Below are 18348 nucleotides of genomic sequence, written 5' to 3' on the forward strand. Positions count from 1 at the left end.
GCTTGGGATAATGGTACAATGTACTTAGGATCTCATAATGGCACCATTTTGTCGTCTGTCGATATTGTCGCTCATGAGTATGGCCATGGCGTATCTAATTATTTAGTTGGGGGTTGGACACCTGCCAATTTACAATCAGAAACAAGAGCCTTAAACGAAGGTTTTTCCGACATTATTGCTACTACTATAGAAAGAGAACTTTATCCAACTGGGGGCACTAACCAAATTTGGAATTATCAAATAGGAGAGGATGTTTGGCTTCTACGAAATATGGCCGATCCTCATAGTGTTCTTGATTTTAACGTAAATCCAACAAAAAGTTATCCTCAAACGTATCTAGAGTCTGGTTTTTGGGACAACAACGGAGAACCACACCATAATAGCTCTGTAATTTCTAAATGGTTTCATACCCTAACTACGGGATCGGGACCAAATGGAAACAACACTGCCTCCATCAATTTTGATGTTGCCATGCAGATTGTGTATTGGGGGCTCGACTATTACATATACGGGGATTACAACTATCCCAATACGGCCCAGGCACTTCGGGCAGCTGCAGGATCACTTTTTGGTCAATGTTCCCCTGAGCAAAATGCAGTCATTGCTGCTTTAAATGCCGTAAACCTGTCAGTTGGCCAATGTACGCCCGATTGCAATTATGCAGCAGTTAATATTTCACCCTCTAGTGTTAACTGTAACCAAGGTATAACTCTAAGTGCTAACTGTACTGGAGCAACTGCAAATAATAATGTATGGACGTGCCAGAATGTTACTTATTCCTTTTCGGGACCGAATGTACCCTATAATACTGGCACAAGTACGAGTATTAACATTACCGCTCCTTCAAATCCTGGCAGCTATCAATATAGTCTTACTCTGTCCAAGCCAAACTCAGGTTGTTATGCCCGCACCTACAATTTTAATGTAAGTGTTAACTGTTCTGGAGGAGGTAATTGTGATTTCAGTAATGGCCCTCGCTATGTTGGTACCTGGAACGGATTGATTGTTCAGATTCGCCAGATTTCGGGTCGTAATGTACTTGTTACGGCAATTCCTAATTCTCCAACAGATAAGTATTATCCAAGGGGAGATAATTTTTGGGGTAATTTTACGCCAGACCCAGGCGCCGTTGGTCTCCAAAGTTGCCTCAATGCTGGCAATACCGATTGGTATGGTTTTACGTTCCCGACGACTATTTCACCACCTTCTGGCTACTACCAGGGAACTGAACAAGATGGTGCTGTTTTTTATTCCCAAAATGGTACTAACCCACAGAACCCATGTGATGTAAGTCCTCGCCATGTTGGGACCTGGAATGGCCTAAATGTTGAAATACGAACGTTCCCCAATGGTAAGCACGCATTAGTTACAGCTGTTCCCGGCTCCTCTAATGATAAATACTATGTTCGTGGCGATAATTTCTGGGATAACTTTACCAAAGATGCCGGAGTTGACCAGTATCATGATTGTCTAAATGCTGGGATTACTGATTGGTTTGGCCTAACTTTTCCCGGAGGAATTTATCCTCCAGCGGGCTATCAGCAGGGAACTTCACCGGATGGAGCTATCTATTTTTCGACAAATGGCCTTCGTGTTGCAGCGACCGAAGCAATTGAAGAGTCGGTAGCCTTGGTAAAATTCCATCCGAACCCGGTCCAGGAGGAGCTAACGCTAATGGTTCAACTAAAAGAAGCGGGCGATATAGTCGTACGATTGATAGATCTGCAAGGACGAGTCCAACATAAACAAGCCTTTAAAGGGATTGCTGGAACCAATGAGCAAACCATAAGCATCTCATCGATTGCAACCGGAATATATGCCTTGGAAGTAACATTGGGAAATCAGCGCATTATACAGAAAGTAGTTAAGCAATAAAGTTGGTTTAATTAATAGCAGATTGTAAAAACTCCATTTTGAGACCACTTCCTGAGCAAGCAATTAGGGAGTGGTCTCAATTAATATAGCATTAGGGCTGTCGTAGATAAATTATAGATTGGTCCACTTTTGGTGAGTTTTCAACTGGTCTTTGGGTGAGCCGTAATTGAAAATTGAACCTGAATTCGCATTCCTTGGAGCCCCAATCTCAACAAGGTCATTTATATATTCAGTGTCAGCGCTTAAAAACTTTCAAGTTTCTTGGTCAAAAAACTTGAAAGTTTTGGTGACTACAAGCGACCCAAGTAATCCGATTGTCTAAAGAAATCTAGAAACGCAGTGGGTAAATTTGGGGGTAAATTTCAAATCTCCTTATTGAAATTTTTGTATTATCAAGTGTTAAATTGACAAATTTGAATCCTAGCACCCCAGCCATTTAACCCTCCAATACAATCTAGCTAAATCTATAAAACCCTTGAAATACAGGCATTTTTAGTGTTATAATCGTATAAATAAGCCCAACTAAAAATAACCAAATCTAACAAATTTGGGGGTAAAATCTGGGGTATAATTGGGGTAATGAAAAACCATACCCCCAAGCAAAAAGGGGGAGCGATGTCGCTATCTGATTTGGACTGTCGCCATGCCAAACCGGCTACGTCAGCTTATCGACTGTTTGATTCGGCAGGACTGTATTTACACGTGATGCCCACCGGCAAGCGGGTCTGGCGCTTGAAATACCGGTTTCAGGGCAAAGAAAAACTCCTGACATTGGGTGCATATCCTGGGGTAACGCTCATCAAGGCCCGCGAAAAAAGAGATATTGCCAAACAAACCCTAGAAACGGGCATCGATCCTGGGCAACAAAAGAAAGACGAAAAAGCACTGGCTCAGTTCAAACAAGCACAAACTGTCCAATTGGTCGCAACCGAGTGGTATAATCGCAATCTGCCAACTTGGTCTCCTAGTTACGCCAAAAATGTGCTCAGTCGCCTTCAACAAAATATATTTCCTTTTATCGGCCAGCAGTCGGTTGCCAGCCTGACCGTTCAACAGTTGTTGGTTTGTCTGCAAAAGGTCGAAGATCGGAACCGCTATGACCTGGCCCATCGTGTTCTACAGATGATGGGGCAAATCATGCGCTACGCGGTCATTACTGAGCGAGCTGACCGCGATATTACATCGGATATGAAAGGGGCGTTGAAAAAATACGTCAAGGGCCATTTTGCTTCTATTGAGATCGAAGAGTTGCCTAAATTATTAAAAGCAATCGAGCGCAATGAAGCACGGCTTTTCAAGCAAACGATCCTGGCTCTCAAACTGATTCTATTAACCTTCGTTCGAACCAGCGAACTGATTCAGGCCACCTGGAGTGAGATAGATCTGAAGAATAAAGTGTGGAGCATTCCTGCTGAGCGAATGAAAATGCGTAAAGCGCACATTGTTCCCTTGTCCAATCAGGTCGTTTTGATCCTGGAGGAACTCAGTGAATTGTTTGGTCAGCAAGGCTATATCCTGCCTAGTGCTTTTCAAAAAAATAAGCCTATTAGCAACAACACGATTTTAAAAGCCTTAGATCGATTAAAATACGGCAAGCTAATGACCGGACATGGCTTTCGGGCACTAGCAATGAGTACGATCAAGGAAAAATTGGATTACCGTCATGAGGTCGTTGATCGTCAGTTGGCCCACCAACCCAAAAGCAAAGTAGACAAAGCATATGATCGAGCGCAATTTCTGGCCGAGCGCACGAGAATGATGCAGGATTGGGCTGATTATATTGATTCGATTGCTGTTTCGCCGAAGACAGCTCAGGTTAGTGAATTACTGTACGTTTCCCGCTAAACGGCCTACCCTTTTGTTGCGTAATAAGTACGATCAAAATGCTCTAACCATTGTTGGATATCGCTAACTTTCCAGGCGGTGATACGCGGAGCCAGTTTATAAGGCTTTGGAAATTGCCCTGTCCGACATCCGTTCCACCAGGTGGCTTTGCTGACGGGTATAAGTTGTAAAACCTGATCCAGTCGGAGAAAGCCTGAAAGGCGGGTTGGGGAGATTGATAAATCGTCCATGTAGCATCCTCTCATATAGATGTATGTTTTAGGGTACTGACTAAATGAGATGCTCTGACTGTTCGGGGATAGTCACCCTGAAAAAGCATTTACAATATAAACAGAATTTCTCTAATAGACACATCACGTCTTACTCTATAGAAGCGTACCGTTCAGCTAAGCGCGAAAAAATTGGTTCATTAAAGATGCTAATGGATCGGCAGCAATCAAAGACTGAATAGTGAGCGGTTAGTATCATATCGCACTAAAAAAATGCAAACAATAAGCTTTACATGTCAATTAGGCACAATGATCAAAGATGCGTGTTGCTCATTCTTTAATGAAACGGCAATTGAATTGACAGACTCCGGCAAAAGTATTTAGGTAATGTCCCGTAACGGAATGTCTACGGATATATCCGACTTACAGTTTTTCAACTGCAACTAGGAGCTTTCATAAATGCCCCACAAAAACACGTCCACACGATTGCTGAAACGGAAAGAAGCGGCTGATTACCTTGGTGTTACGCTCGGCACACTGGCCGTCTGGGATTGTACGAAACGTCGTCAACTCAATCCGGTCAAAATTGGCAAACTCGTCCATTATCGTCTGTCAGATCTGGATCAGTTTCTAGATCAACGTTTGTCAGATTAAAAAACGGAAAGAGAAAGTTCGGCAAAAACTTTCCCTTTCCTAGTTCCCTATCACATCCGTTTCAGTGGTGAGCGCAATGGACAAAGAACATGCCAATACGATACCTATTTCCGAAATTCTAGGCAAGCTGCATCTTCAGCCTCTGGGGGCCGATGCGCATATCGCCCGTTACCAGTCTCCGCTGGATCGCAGGCGAAAAGCCATCTTATCGGTCAACACGTTAACCAACCGCTGGTCGGATGCCCATCATCAGGACGGAACTGTCGTGGATTTGGTCTGCCACTATCTCAAATCCAGGCGGGAGGAGTACACCCAAGCCGATGCCTTACGCTGGCTCGAAAACATGGTGGTATCAATCTCTGACCAACTGCCGGACTTCATAGATATGAATAGCCTGGCTGATAACTGGTCAGCCTTGGAGCTGAGACACAAAAAGACGATCCAATATGCGGGTCTTATTCACTATCTGGAAAGGCAGGGTATTTCCTTGGCTCTGGCCCGACAATATCTCAAGGAAATTCATGCCCGAAATCGGCAGACGGGCAAGGATTTTATAGCACTCGGCTTTCAAACGATAGATGGGGGTTTCGCCTTAAAAACGGCTTACCTGGAAAGACACATTGGTGCACTGGCGATTTCGTTCATCCGAGGTACGACCACTAAACCGAATGCCATTCATCTATTCAAAAACGTGATGGACTACTTGTCCGCCATCAGCCAGTTAAACGGCCTAAGATTCAAGGGCGATACAATTGTTCTAAACTCAATGGCCTGTTTGAAACAGATCGTTCCTTATATACAGCATTATGGGTATGGCACCATCCATAGCTGGATGGATAATGATCAGGCCGGAGACAAGGCTACCGAAGCGATAGGCGAATTCGTCAAAACGCAGGCCGATTTAAGCCACAAACAGATGAATAAGCTCTATGCTCCGCATAAGGATGTGAGTACGTGGCACAGGCATCAACTCAATCTGATTGTGTAGAGGAGGGGAGCATGGTACAACACAATCTCCAATCTTTATTCAACGTCAGTGAAGTTGAAATTATCTATCGCAATAAAATCCCGTATCAGCACCGGCTTCAGATAACAAAATCTGCAACTGCCTATGAAATCCTCCGCCAGTCGTGGGACGAAAATCGTATGGAACTGGTCGAACAGTTCAAAATCCTGCTCCTCGACCAGAAGAACAACTGTCTGGCAGTTTCAGACATTGCTTCGGGCGGCATGAGTGTGTGTATCGCTGATCCCAAACTCATCTTTGTCACAGCGTTGAAAACTAGAGCAACGGGTATCATTCTGGCTCACAATAATCCATCCGGTAATCTGCAGCCCAGCGAAGTCAACAAAATTCTGACGCGTAAAATCAAGGAGGGCGGCAAGCTACTGGATATTACCGTTCTTGATCACCTGATTGTAACACCGCGGAATTATTACTCTTTTGCCGATGAAGGCTGTATGCCGTTTTAGTAAAATTGTGTTTGCTGGTTGTAATCCAATCGTTTTGGTAGCCGGGCCATGCTACCTGATCCACGTGTTATGGTTTACATCCTGTGATGTACCTGGTGTCACTCGCTCACCAACGACAATTTTCCCTGCCCATTCTTCCTTCCTCGCGCAACAAAATTCTTGCTGGTTCACTCGCTGGAACGCCGGGTTTTTCCATCCCCGTAACCCTAACCATGGAGAAGACAACTTGAACAAACCTATTAACCGCAAATCAACAACTGATCATAACAAGGACAATAAGACAGTCGCTCAACCCACATTTCCAAAGGAGGATATCTATACCCGCATTACTAATAAAATTCTGGGCGATTTGGAAAACGGCGATTTGACCTGGCGCAAGCCCTGGAATTCCGACAATTTTGCTGGCCAAGTGATGCGTCCTTTACGCTGGAATAATATCCCTTATACCGGTATCAATACGCTGATGCTCTGGTCAACCGCAGCCGAGAACGGCTACAGCTCTCGCTACTGGATGACCTTTAAACAGGCAACCGATTTAAAGGCCAATGTTCGCAAAGGCGAAAAAGGCACTCAAGTGGTTTATGCCGATACATTCACCAAAGAAGAGCAGGGGAGTGATGGCGCATTAAGCACCCGTCAGGTGCCTTTTCTCAAATCTTACACCGTTTTCAATGCGTCTCAAATCGAAGGCTTATCTGATGCATTTTACCAAGTCCCGGAACGCGTTAGCACCAATCCGCAGCAACGCAATTCCGAATTAGAGACCTTCTTCGCTCAGACGAGGGCTGACATTTACACCGGCCATCAAGCGAACTATATCCAATCATCAGATCGCATTCAAATGCCACCATTTGAATGCTTTGACAATGCCGCCAGTTTTTACGCTGTTTTAGCCCATGAAGTAACACATAATGCCGCATGGAAGATTATGCCGCACCGGACAGGCTTACCGATGATCAAAGCCCAGTTCCGCTACAGCCATGCGGCATAAGTTTCTACTGGTTTGGGATTTCATCCAGGTTGCGCGCTTAGAGTACGAGTGTAAGTTATACAATCGCAGGGCGGGCCCAGCCAATTCCGTTTCACCAAAATAAGCTACTAAATAAATTGGTTTGACTATAATCCGTTTAAGCGCAAGCAGATGTCAATCTAGAGGGTAACCCGCATAAACCTCTAAATGGCTTATAGGGTATGACGAGCCAAGGCAATTGCGAGTACGTAATCAGATTAACGAATGGTACGACCTAGTAACGGTCGCTATGGCTGTTGGACCAAAGGCGGGGGCCACTAAAAGCCATAGCCTATCAGGGCATCAAGGTTGTGATCCCGGTGAACCAGCGATTGATCATACGAAATCCCTAACCGAAATCCTTTATACGGATTGACAGCCAGCCTATAGATACTGCGAAGCTCCCACACCCGAAACTGATAGCCCACCGAAACCCGGCGGAATAACTCTACATAAGCCCCTAGATCAGCATCCAGATTTCGTTCCAGACGGATCAGGGCGAAGGGCGCAATCGTTACTTGGCGGCCCAGGAGAAAGCCATACGACAGGGAGAGATATAACTCGCGCTGATTAGTGAGTAAGACCTCTCCATCATAATGAACCGTATTGCCCAGCAAATTTTTGGCCGATAGCCCCAGCGCCAGATGGTTTCCCTGATAAGCCACACCCACATCCAGATCTGGCCCAAAATGGCTATCAGTTCCGCTTCGACCGGGCAGTTGCCAGTCCTTCCAGCGAATACGGTCCAGATTGAAGACGGCCCGCACGCCAACCGAAAGCGTTCGACGGCCCAATACCCTAACTTGCTGGGTGTAGCCAGTATAAAGTGTTTGTCGGGTGTAAAACGAGTAGGAATCGTTGAGATAGCCGACGGAATAGAACCCAGCCTGGTTTTTCAATTGACCGATGTAATTGGCAAAGACCGTAACCGGTTTGCTCCACACATCACTATCGACCGACTTGTATTGGCCATACAACAGCAGCGAATGTCGAGTTGTGGTGTCGGGTAAACCCGCAGCCGTATTGTAATAATTGAGTGCCTGACCAGGACCATACAGGTTGGGCCGAAGCGTCTGCTGCCCCTGTACCAACAGGCCATAGCTGCAACCGATCATCAGTAGTATCCATCGGGCCATATCAGAGAAGCTGGTTAAAATCGGAAAGCGTCGTCAGCACGAACTTGCTTACCTCGGTGTCGTGCTTTCCGCCGGGATAGGTGTAGAGTTTCACATCGGCTCCCCGCGCTTTTAAGCCCGTATACGCATCCAGTGAATTGAAATACGGGACGACATCATCTGCATCACCATGATGCAGAAACACCTTGCCCACCGGACGCCAGTTTTCATGAAATGAATTAGCCTGTAAAATCTGGCTGAAAGCCTGATCGGACCCTTCTAGCAAACCCGCTAAAAACCGATGGTTGAAGATTTGATCGGGTACGGTCGACGGAGGCAGCGCTGCCGAGATTTGATCATACACCGGATAGGACCAAATCTGGTCAGTGGGTCGTTTCAGCCCCGTAAATCGGTTTAGGGCGTAGAGCGACCAGGAGGTGATCAGTACAACTGGCTGGTGTTGGGTACGTTGCCGGAGTACGTAGTCCACATATTCCGAAAAATGATAAGGACCCGCTAGACCCGAACTGGCCAGTACGGTAAAGTCGTCCGCGTACTGCTCTTGGAGAAACCGATGGGCTGACAGCATCGCTCCACCCCCCTGTGACCAACCCGTTAGGAGTAGTCGTTTATCGGCCGGATAGCCTTTGCTGGTTAAGAAGGCTTTGGCAGCCAACAAGCCATCGACATTGGATTTGAACATTTCCCCGAAGCACATATAGGGATGCTCTTGGTCGGTAGTTGAGCCGTAGCCAATGTAATCGGGTAGAAACACCGCATACCCCGCCGAGGCCCAAGTCAGCGCCATCGCCCGTACTTCATAAAAGTCCTTGGCTTCTCCTTTGTAGTGAGAGGGAATGGTCGTTTTATCGACGATGGAAATTGTAGGCTGGGTACCGTGGAAATAGGCTAGCAGCCGGGGAGCGGGCACGCCGTTGGGTAGCATAAGCAAACCTCGGGTGGCGATCGGCTGACCCTTGTATTCGGTTTGGTAAGTTAGTACGTAATACGTCACATCATAGAGAGCGACATCCTGAATGGAAAACTCTGAAACATTGGCCACGACCTGGGTTTTCGTCAGCGATTGGCCGGTACTGACTTCGAGCAAACTCCCTCTTACTCCCCTAGGTGAAGGATTGTCGTTTTGCTGTTTTGCGCAGCCGCTCAGTAGCCCTAGCAGCAGTGCGAGGAAAATGGATTTAAGTGTTTTCATCTCGATTGGTTACATAGAAATAGGCCAACACTCAAGCCCAAATCTAGTCAAGTTATCTCTACGTTCAATTCGTAGAGCCATGCTGTTTTTTATAATGATCTGTCACCGCTCGGAGATAAGCTTTCCTATTGGCATTCAGGTAAGTGGCGTGGGTTTGCACTTTTGCTACTACTTTATTGATCCATCCTCCTTATTTCTGTTTGGTGAAACGGATATGGCTACGGGCTGCCGGGTGATTGTATAATTCACACTCGTACTCTAAGCGCGCAACCTGGATGAAATCCCAAACCAGTAGAAACTTATGCCGCATGACTGCACTGGAAATGGGCTTTGATCATCGGTAAACCCATCCGGTGCGGCATAATCTTCCATGCGGCATTATGCGTCTTATGCCGATATCGGCATAAGATTCATTGGACAAAACATCCGAAGCGATTGGATCGTGATTTAGGCCGCAAACAGTATGGCGACGAAGGGTACGCTAAAGAGGAATTGGTGGCCGAACTCGGTGCCTGCTTCTTAGCGGCTGATCTAGGCTTTGAACCCATGCCTGAAACCAAACATGCCGCTTATATCCAATCCTGGCTGCAAGTCTTGAAAGACGATAAGCGCTTTATTTTTTCAGCTGCGTCTCATGCGCAAAAAGCCGTTGAATACATCCACAACTTACAATGCCCCTAAGAGGCCCACATACATATAAAACTAATGATTAGCAATGGATCGTTTGGCCCTCTTATTTGACACGCAAAAAAACTCTGACGACTTCAGTCAAAACTAGACACTAAGCATCGATTTTTGCTCTTCGGGGAGCTTGACCTACGCTCTCACCATCAACTAAACAGAAAAGGAATTATGAAGATGATGACCGAAACCAATTCCAAAGCACCAATTCATATCGCATGCTTAGTTAAACCGAAGAAGGAGTCTGAAAAGCTGGAATGGATTAAAGTCGGTGCTCTTTAGGAGCATCCCGACAAAAAGGGCTTCATTCTATTATTATATATTCTCTGCCAAGATATCAAACTTGCCGTCCGCAAACATAAACCCAAAATTGCCTAAAAAGAAGGAGGCTAGATCGAAATAATCTGTTTAGCCTTCCTCCCATCATTTGCAATGTTTTTTGCAAAATTTTTTGTTTAAAAGCTTAATTTAAAATCGAAAAATTTTACTTCTTGGTGCTATCAGGCAGTTCTTTATTTAAAAAAATCTTTTGTGCTTGTTTATAAACATCTTCCCTTGTATTAGCTGTTAATGAAAACCAGATAAGAAAAACAATAAGTAACCAAATCAAATTAGCAATTATATTTTGGGCCAACCCTATAAAAAATTGTTTTCCATTAAAAGAGTTACTTTTCATATTGTAATCCGAGATTAAAGTGTTTATTGAATTTTCGAAATTAATTAATGTGCCTTTTTGTTGATTTGCCATAATATTAGTAACTACAAGGTGATTTTTAAGAGTTACAATAAGGTCTTTATGAAAGCCATTAAATAAATTCTCTTTTTTTTCATTCACCATCTTTTCGGTTATTATTGCCAATCTTTTATTAGCTGTATTCCTAAAATTACGATATGATTGGGGGGTAAGAGTGTCTTTAAAATTTCTCATATCATCTTCAGTTATTTTGCCTTTTTGCTTTAATATTTTATCATAAAATTCTAATTTGTTTTGCTTATAAGCAGAATAGGCGATCATGCCTAAAAGATCGTTATCATGCTCGACGAGTTTCCGATATACATCGTTAGGATAATCCACTTTTGTATTTGTTATTTTTTAGGACCAGGACTACTAAAATATTTTCTTATCTCTTCTTGTGAAGGCATTAAATTATATTCTTTGCCCATAAAAGTGAACTTGTTCCTTTCATATATTTCCTCAATACTGACGTCAGGGCTATTCCTTACTTTTTCAATAGCTCTAATGATATCATCTTTAGTCACTTTAATATAAGATCTTTTTTTAGGTAAATTATCTTTCACTTTTAAATATCCATCATCATAGAGTTCTTTTTTTACTGTAACATTAGGATAATTCACAGCAAGATCTTTGTCAACACGTATATACTGTTGCAATCTTTTTAATGTTCGAATAAGACCAGAACCGCTAAGATCCATGTCGCCAATATCATAGTTAAGAATATATGGCTTGGTTTTTATTAATGTAGTAAAGTTCTTAATATAGCGTAACACTGTTCGCTCGGAAGGCATTGAGGGGTGGGATTTGAAACGAGTTGGCTTTTTACGCCCTAATGCGTGCCTTGGTAATTTAGAATAGACCATATTTTAAATATCTCTTACTAGAGGATGCTGGTTATTAGTATCGAAAATTACATAATTAAAATTTATATAACAAGCATTTTTTTATTTTATTGTTAGGAAAATAAAAAATGCATTGATTTGTTGATATTAATAGTAAGAATTTTCAATTAATATGAAAACTCCTACAGATTTGTTTATGACTAATCCATAATCCAGGAGAATTTATTTTACTAACTACGAAACTAGACAGGCCAAAAAGATTGTTAAAGAATACCTTCATATTGAGATCGCTGATTAGTAATATGTAAACTCCCATAAACGCTCGAATAAAAATTAATCAAAACGGAGCGCACTATCCATTAATAACGTTCTAACTTGGTCTTTTTGGCCTATGCTTGATCTCATCCAGTGGCTCTAACATCTAACACTTTCAAGAAATCAAACATTTTATTTCATCAGCAGTATCCCAGGCACAAAAACCGCTTAGTACATTCACAATTTACAATGCCCCTGAGAGGGACCACATATGCACAGACCGGTTGATTGGCAATGGATCGTTTGGCCAAATTCATCAAAACTCCTTTGCTGTCTTGGTTGAATGGTGATGGCAGCGTAGGTCAAGCGAGGGGGCTGACGCTTATCCCTCTTTTTTGACACGTCAAAAAAGCTCTGACGACTTCGGTCAAAAATAGACACTACGTATCGATTTTTGACCTTCGGGGAGCTGGCCCCCTCGCTTGACCTATGGCCGCTCCCATCATCAACCAAACAGAAAAGGAGATATGATGATGACTACCCAAGCTGAAACCAATGCCAAACTACCAACCCATACGATCTATGTGGTCGAAGCCAAAGAGGGCAATGCCAAATCCAATTGGCTCCCAGTAGGTGCTGCTTGGGAGCACAACGGTGGAGAAGGCTTAAGCCTGTCCATCAATTCCTTGGGCATCTCTTACCTGAAGGACAAAGGCCAAGACGCCAATTTAGTCGTCCGGCGTAATAAACCGCAGGAGTAACCAACGAAGCCGGGTAGACATCTCTGCCCGGCTTTTCTCAATCTCATTTTGTTTCATATCCATCTAGACTTCTTTTTTTTCGACGTGTATCTCGATGACCACGGCCTCTGTTTTATCCTCAGCCAGCACATAGCGTAGGTCAGTGGCTTTAACTAGCCGAGGAAAATGATCGAGTAAGGCCATAAAGAGACTGTCCAAACTATAGCCCTTCACTAAAACAGTATGCGACGAAAAAAACAGTTTGACCATATTCGTCTCATGACCAGGATCAAACTCAGCCGCTACCAAATACGCATAATTGAAAAACATCCGCCTTCCGCCAGGCCAGGCGAAACAAATATTTCGTGCATAGCCCGACTGCTGATATTGCTGGACCTCCACCGATCCTGATAGTGCTTCAGAACCGGTTGGATTGCTTTCGCGCATCTGATCATAGCGAAGCTTAAAGCCTTGGTCCATAGTCTCGGTCTTTAGTCGGGGATGCTTTTGGTCGCACATTCGGCACCGCTTTGCTGGCCGATGTGCGGCTCAAAGTGTTTCGGATATGTTGGTGAACTAGCTCTTCGGTTTGGCCCACCAGTTCCAGGGCTGATTTACGATCTCCGTCGCGTAACGCAAAGTCCAATAATTGGGCTTTATCGTCGGTGTAAATACGCGCTTGGTATCGCCCCCGCGATACCGACACGTAAAACTGCTTGGCATCCGTTCCTGGAAACGTTGACGCAGGTTGGGAAATAAACACCTCGTCGACGGTTTTACCCTGCGACGCGTGCGACGTGAGGCAGTACGCATGAACCAGATGACCATAGTCCTGGCTTAGTCTATAGGCCGCTTTGCTCTGACTATTGCGCAACACGATCTCTCCGTGTTTGCTGACTTTAACCACGTCCAATAATTGGCCGTTGTTAAGACGTTTTTTGTCCTGATCAAACCCGTTGCGGGTAATCCGAACCTGATCGCCTTTGGATAGATGAATGTCACGCTTCTGATACACGTCATAATCGCGGCTTTTATGGAGCGGCAGAGCTATAGATTGCTGCTCATCATTTTGAATAAAAATTCCGTTTTCTGAACTGCTTTCTACAATCCAAACACTGCCCCGCTTGATGCCGGGCAGGTTTTGATTGAACTGGATAATCTGCCCGGACTGAAAGTTGCGCCAGTCACATTTCTGCGCTTCCGTCAAATTCATATTGGCTAATCGTGAAGCTTTAATTTCTTTCTTTCCTAACAAGCCACTGGTTTTTAATTTTTCACGAATAGCCTCGGTCACGACCTCGCTTTGCTGATGGGTTGGCGAAATCACCAGCGCCGATTTCCCTTGCCGCACCGCAGCCACATAGTCTTCGACTAATGTGTCATTCGGCTGCAACGGGTCAATCTCTTGGATCGAACCCATCATGTCCAGTTTGCCAAAGGCATTCTTCATATCGCCTTTGGCCAGGTCTTCGACCGCGTGGCGATAGGCTTCATCTTTCTGGCGATAGATTTTACTCACTTCGGCGGTTTGGATACCGCCCACAGTGTTGATGATCCGTAAGGCGTCTCCCCGCACAACACTGGCGTGTTGGCGTGTGTCGCCCCCTAAAATCAGGCGCGCGTTTTTCTGGTTGGCAAGAGCAAGCAAGCATGTCATATCTTGGGTACCGAGCAGTCCTGCTTCATCAACCCACAACACTTGGCCTGCCAAATTCTGTTGCATCGTTTCATCAGCGAGTAATTGCGCAACAGTTTGCGCGTTCTCAAATCCTTCCTCACGTAAAACCCCGCGCGACGCCTGCGAGGACGGTGCGACCACCGTCACGCGCTTACCGGCTTGTTTAATCTTTTCAATGGCTTCGTGCATCAAAGTGGTTTTGCCAGAACCGGCAGCTCCCCGAATAATCGACACCCGATGCGGACTGGTCAGCACATGCCGGACAGCGTCGGCTTGCTGACCATCTAGTTTAAGCGCAGGCGCTTTCGTATAGAGTGGCTTGAGTTTCCCTTGACCAAGCCGGGCCAGACGTACCATCTGCTGTTCTTCGGCCAGCACCTGCCGGGTGGTGCATAACATACGCCCTTTTTCTTCGACTTGTATCAGCCGTTCATCGGCCTCAAGCCGGTCCGTGATCGTGTCTAACGACACGTCCACATGACCGATGCTATGCCGATAAGCGGTGGCCAGCAGACGACGATCGTGCATAACCGAAGCCCGCTCGAAATCATGTTGAATCGCATGATCGACACAATGCTCCGGCGTGAAGTCCTGTTTTTCTTTTGCTGGTGCAAAGCGGATAATCCGCTTTCCTTTTCCAGTTGATCCCAGTTCCTCGATTTGCCGACGCCAGTCGGCTTTGAGGTCGGCCATGCTATGGCCTTTCTGTTTCTTTGCGCGGGTACGGGCACCCAGCTCACTTAACTCTTTGGCATCGGTGATGCCTTTTTCTTTGGCGACTCTGCCAATCTCATCCGTCCGCTTGGAAAACAAATCGATGACCGGCTCCGGGACGCCTTCGATCTCGAAGGATTTTCCCGTACGCCTAATCTGATAACCTTGCTCGATCAATTGATCCGATAGACGTTTGTGAAACCGGGCCTGATAATATGGCATATCCCGTTTGATGTCGCGAAACTGAACGGCCTTCATCTGTTTTTCGTCCTTGTCCCAGGTCGCATTAAAAACAAAACAGTGGGCGTGCAAATGTGGGTCGGGTAAATGATCCCCAACCGGCCTTGCCGTTTGATGGATAAAGTCAGCCCATATTAATTCGCTCGTATCGCGCTCATTATTTGCGCCTTTCTTGCGTACCCGCGTTCGGCTGTCGGCTTCCATGTCAAGCATGGTCAGCCTGACAGCCTCTTCAAACGCATCGCGTATATGGGTGTCGTTCGACAGCACATGCAGGATACTCACCGATTTGGGACAATGAAAATTAATATCGTAGCCTGTCGTTCGCTCTTCTTTGGTGCGGGGTGTCAAAGTCCCGCCGGTCACAGGATTGACGTTCTCACAAAGCGCAAAGAACGTATCTTGAGTGACTGAACCGGTAATCCCTATACGTTCAGCAAGCTTGCCTTGTAGCCGTCCACTATATTCCTGATCCTGATCGGACAGGTAATAGTCCGCCTTTACCAATGCACCAGTAAAATAGTCTTTGGCGTGAGCGGCAGAACTGCTTTGGATCATCCGTATCATGAGGATCAGGGTACAGCATGGAAGGTGATCGACATCGGTGTTTCGCGTTTGCTTAAACGTGATGGGCCAATAATAATATGCATATAGATATTGGCTGAGCTGTGCTGAGGGGAGGAGCTGAACCGGTTAAACAAATGGCATCAGACTTCTTCCCTAAGCACAGCTTAGGACTTACATCGCCACCACGATTTCGTCTTCTATGAAGGTATCGGCAACCCGACGTCTAACCTCAGGATCTGCCGGACGGTGACCGTAAAAATTAAAACCACGTGTTTCATCGGATGTACGCCCTTCCAAAAATGCATTGACTAGTTCTTCGTTGCAGATCATTTCATCGATTTTATCCATAACAAACTGATCGCCTTGGTAATAAGCGGCCCGATAACTGAGCGAATAAAAGATACTGCAAATGACAAGTAAGAGGCCAAGAGGTTGGCCGAACATCCAATGAATAATTCCAATTATAAGAAAGAAGCCTGGTTCCAATACCGTTTCAATCGTGCGTACATTGGCGGGTTTGCCCATGAAATTAGTCTCATAAAATTGATGATGAATGTTCCCCGTTGACAAACTAAACCGGGCAAAATCATAAACGGATGGTAAGAGCTTTATCTCTTTACGACGCTGAACAGCCATTAAGAAAAAGCCGACTAAAAAGATATACCAGCTCAAAAAATACCGGAGAAACCCCATGATACCTGAGCCATGCAAGCGACCCGCCGAGTCGATAAAATAAAGAGGAAGAAAGGCTAGAATAACGAGAATTGTCATTGCGCCTGAAAAAGAATAATAACGCTCGCCAAAATTCTTGCGGATAAAGACCTCCAATAACAGGCGAGGCCAGGAGCAAAACACAATAAAAAAACTCAACGTAATTTCTTTAATCGTGTTGGTTCGCTTAAAGACTGTGCGGTAGTACATGTTCTTTGTCATGGATATTAGAAGATAGAGGGTGATTATGATTGCCGTTGATAGCGTTGGGAAAATATCATCTTGACGTGATTGAAGCCTTTCATCACGCGATCCCCTTGGCGGTGGAGATAGCCTTCCACAAGATAATTGTTCAGTGGCCCACCGGTTTTTAGGCGCATGAATTCTTCTGGTCGAGCTATCCGCTCCAGCTTAAGGGAGCGGGCTTTGGTCTGAGAAAAATTTTCTGCTACGGTCGTACTTTGTGTTTCTTCTTCGAAATAAATCTCTCCAATGAGTTCTGATGCGTAACGGTTGGTTTCGATATCGGCATTGGCATGAAATACCTTGGTCGCCAATGTTCCGAGGAAGCTTTTCACTCGGTATTCACTTTTATGGCCCCCCATGGAGGCATAATAATTAGGCAAATTTTGGGAGATATAGACAGTGGCCACTCGGCTGCTTCGAGCTGTTGCCTGAAACTCGGCATCATGCTCATGCAAGAAGGTTTGCGCTTCATCTGCCCATAGAAAAACCGGCCTTCCATTTTCAACTATATTACGTTTTTCCATGGCCCGTTGCCAGATATATTTGAACAAAACCTGCACATCACGACCGACTTTGTGATAAAGCTTGACCGGTAGGTTAATCAGGATGATTTTACCATTCAAACTATCCTCTGGCGTGAAAGACGAGGGGCGATGGCAGAACAATGAATAGATAGGCTCACGCGATAATCGAAAGAGGAAAGCAGTAAAAGAAAACTCGATAATCGACCTTGTTTTATCTGACATGTAAATGAAATTGTCAAAGAAAAAATGATCTAGAGCTTTTATCAGACGAGCTTCGGGTAAGACTTCGAGTAGTTCTGTATGAAATATGGCATCATCCTTAAACAGTTGGCGTTCTTTTTCAGGACGGGAAGCGCTCCAATGAGCGACTTGTTCTGCAACGACATGTCGAGCCTTTTCAAACGCCTGATCAAAGGCTTTCCCTACATAGGTTGCGGGATTTAATTGCAGATGTTCATCAGGTTTAGGAATGGTCTGCACAATGTCGAACATTTGAGACACTGTTACTTGCCCATAAGCCAGTTTACAAAGATCCAGGATATTGAAAATTAGCATATCCAATGCGGACTCCCAAAACGCATCGTCAGATCTGCCACTATTTTGTTCTTGACCCGAACGAATGACCGTTTTAAGGACTTGAACGATATTGTCGGTTAACGATCCTTCTCCATCTTCTACAGCTGACACATAATTTAGGAAATTAAAACTATGCTGTCCGCCTGGTTCGAGTATTAACAGATCGTCTTCACGCCCCGTCTGCTGGCAATACTCTTGCCAGATCAATTTTTCATCGGGTTTTACGGTTAATACCAGTCCACCAAATCCATTAATCAGGTATTTGTGGGCAAATAAACGGCCAGAGCCTGATGTTTTGCCAGACCCAATTCCCCCGAAAATTTGCACGCCTTCAACTGCATGCCGTGCTGTCCAACTCGTTCGTTCAACAGCAGAAATCAAATCAATTAGTGGTTGGTCAAGATCATAGTCATGCATGCGTGTGGCAGAGAATGTTGCTTGGCAG

The 18348-nt window shown here is 45.0% G+C and carries 18 protein-coding genes; 9 read left to right on the plus strand and 9 right to left on the minus strand.

Going from position 1 to position 18348, the window contains the following annotated elements; translation table 11 throughout:
- The coding region (locus tag GO755_RS30710) for a T9SS type A sorting domain-containing protein (RefSeq protein WP_227687144.1) at positions 1–1875 on the plus strand (1875 nt) is incomplete at its 5' end.
- A gap of 579 nt (positions 1876–2454) precedes the next feature.
- On the plus strand, positions 2455–3720 hold the full coding sequence (locus GO755_RS30715; protein WP_198174990.1) for a tyrosine-type recombinase/integrase: 1266 nt from the start codon (positions 2455–2457) through the stop codon (positions 3718–3720).
- Between the two features lie 5 nt (positions 3721–3725).
- On the opposite strand, the gene GO755_RS30720 is transcribed toward GO755_RS30715, so the two are convergent.
- On the minus strand, positions 3726–3965 hold the full coding sequence (locus GO755_RS30720) for a helix-turn-helix transcriptional regulator (RefSeq protein WP_227687146.1): 240 nt from the start codon (positions 3963–3965) through the stop codon (positions 3726–3728).
- 423 nt (positions 3966–4388) lie between these two features.
- Here GO755_RS30720 and GO755_RS30725 point away from each other — a divergent pair, with 423 nt between their 5' ends.
- From GO755_RS30725 to GO755_RS30740, 4 genes are all read left to right on the plus strand, one after another.
- The gene (locus GO755_RS30725) at positions 4389–4583 is read left to right on the plus strand and encodes a helix-turn-helix domain-containing protein (RefSeq protein ID WP_157589269.1); all 195 of its coding nucleotides are present in this window, start codon (positions 4389–4391) and stop codon (positions 4581–4583) included.
- Positions 4584–4659: 76 nt separating this feature from the next.
- Entirely contained in the window at positions 4660–5571 is a 912-nt protein-coding gene (locus GO755_RS30730) for a toprim domain-containing protein (protein WP_157589270.1), read from the plus strand.
- A gap of 11 nt (positions 5572–5582) precedes the next feature.
- Complete coding sequence (locus GO755_RS30735; RefSeq protein WP_157589271.1) at positions 5583–6056, plus strand: JAB domain-containing protein; 474 nt, start codon at positions 5583–5585, stop codon at positions 6054–6056.
- A gap of 226 nt (positions 6057–6282) precedes the next feature.
- Positions 6283–7047, plus strand: coding sequence for an ArdC family protein (locus GO755_RS30740; protein ID WP_227687148.1), 765 nt, complete (start codon positions 6283–6285; stop codon positions 7045–7047).
- 296 nt (positions 7048–7343) lie between these two features.
- On the opposite strand, the gene GO755_RS30745 is transcribed toward GO755_RS30740, so the two are convergent.
- Together GO755_RS30745 and GO755_RS30750 are read right to left on the minus strand one after the other, a co-directional pair.
- Positions 7344–8201 carry a type IX secretion system membrane protein PorP/SprF gene (locus tag GO755_RS30745; protein WP_157589273.1) on the minus strand — a complete coding sequence of 286 codons (858 nt, stop codon included), beginning with the start codon at positions 8199–8201 and terminating at the stop codon, positions 7344–7346.
- A gap of 1 nt (position 8202) precedes the next feature.
- The gene (locus GO755_RS30750) at positions 8203–9393 is read right to left on the minus strand and encodes an alpha/beta hydrolase family protein (RefSeq protein ID WP_157589274.1); all 1191 of its coding nucleotides are present in this window, start codon (positions 9391–9393) and stop codon (positions 8203–8205) included.
- A 79-nt stretch (positions 9394–9472) separates the two neighbouring features.
- Between GO755_RS30750 and GO755_RS30755 the strand changes: the two genes are divergently transcribed.
- Together GO755_RS30755 and GO755_RS30760 are read left to right on the plus strand one after the other, a co-directional pair.
- Entirely contained in the window at positions 9473–9637 is a 165-nt protein-coding gene (locus tag GO755_RS30755; RefSeq protein ID WP_157589275.1) for a hypothetical protein, read from the plus strand.
- A gap of 86 nt (positions 9638–9723) precedes the next feature.
- Positions 9724–10074, plus strand: coding sequence for a zincin-like metallopeptidase domain-containing protein (locus tag GO755_RS30760; RefSeq protein ID WP_227687149.1), 351 nt, complete (start codon positions 9724–9726; stop codon positions 10072–10074).
- Positions 10075–10558: 484 nt separating this feature from the next.
- Here GO755_RS30760 and GO755_RS30765 read toward each other — a convergent pair whose 3' ends face one another.
- Both GO755_RS30765 and GO755_RS30770 read right to left on the minus strand, forming a co-directional pair.
- A complete protein-coding gene (locus GO755_RS30765) occupies positions 10559–11089 on the minus strand; it encodes a hypothetical protein (protein ID WP_157589276.1) in 531 nt (176 codons plus the stop codon).
- A gap of 71 nt (positions 11090–11160) precedes the next feature.
- Entirely contained in the window at positions 11161–11601 is a 441-nt protein-coding gene (locus GO755_RS30770) for a hypothetical protein (protein WP_198174991.1), read from the minus strand.
- 833 nt (positions 11602–12434) lie between these two features.
- Here GO755_RS30770 and GO755_RS30775 point away from each other — a divergent pair.
- Positions 12435–12668, plus strand: coding sequence for a hypothetical protein (locus GO755_RS30775; protein ID WP_157589278.1), 234 nt, complete (start codon positions 12435–12437; stop codon positions 12666–12668).
- A 63-nt stretch (positions 12669–12731) separates the two neighbouring features.
- On the opposite strand, the gene GO755_RS30780 is transcribed toward GO755_RS30775, so the two are convergent.
- The 4 genes from GO755_RS30780 to GO755_RS30795 all read right to left on the minus strand — a co-directional run bounded on the left by GO755_RS30780 (position 12732) and on the right by GO755_RS30795 (position 18320).
- Complete coding sequence (locus tag GO755_RS30780) at positions 12732–13127, minus strand: hypothetical protein (RefSeq protein ID WP_157589279.1); 396 nt, start codon at positions 13125–13127, stop codon at positions 12732–12734.
- On the minus strand, positions 13111–15846 hold the full coding sequence (mobF, locus tag GO755_RS30785) for a MobF family relaxase (RefSeq protein WP_227687150.1): 2736 nt from the start codon (positions 15844–15846) through the stop codon (positions 13111–13113). Before mobF ends, GO755_RS30780 begins: the two co-directional genes overlap by 17 nt.
- 171 nt (positions 15847–16017) lie before the next feature.
- The gene (locus GO755_RS30790; protein ID WP_157589280.1) at positions 16018–16779 is read right to left on the minus strand and encodes a hypothetical protein; all 762 of its coding nucleotides are present in this window, start codon (positions 16777–16779) and stop codon (positions 16018–16020) included.
- Between the two features lie 23 nt (positions 16780–16802).
- A complete protein-coding gene (locus GO755_RS30795) occupies positions 16803–18320 on the minus strand; it encodes a type IV secretory system conjugative DNA transfer family protein (protein WP_157589281.1) in 1518 nt (505 codons plus the stop codon).
- Positions 18321–18348 lie beyond the last annotated feature (28 nt).

This window comes from Spirosoma arboris (assembly GCF_009754945.1).
GTDB classification, from domain to species: domain Bacteria; phylum Bacteroidota; class Bacteroidia; order Cytophagales; family Spirosomataceae; genus Spirosoma; species Spirosoma arboris.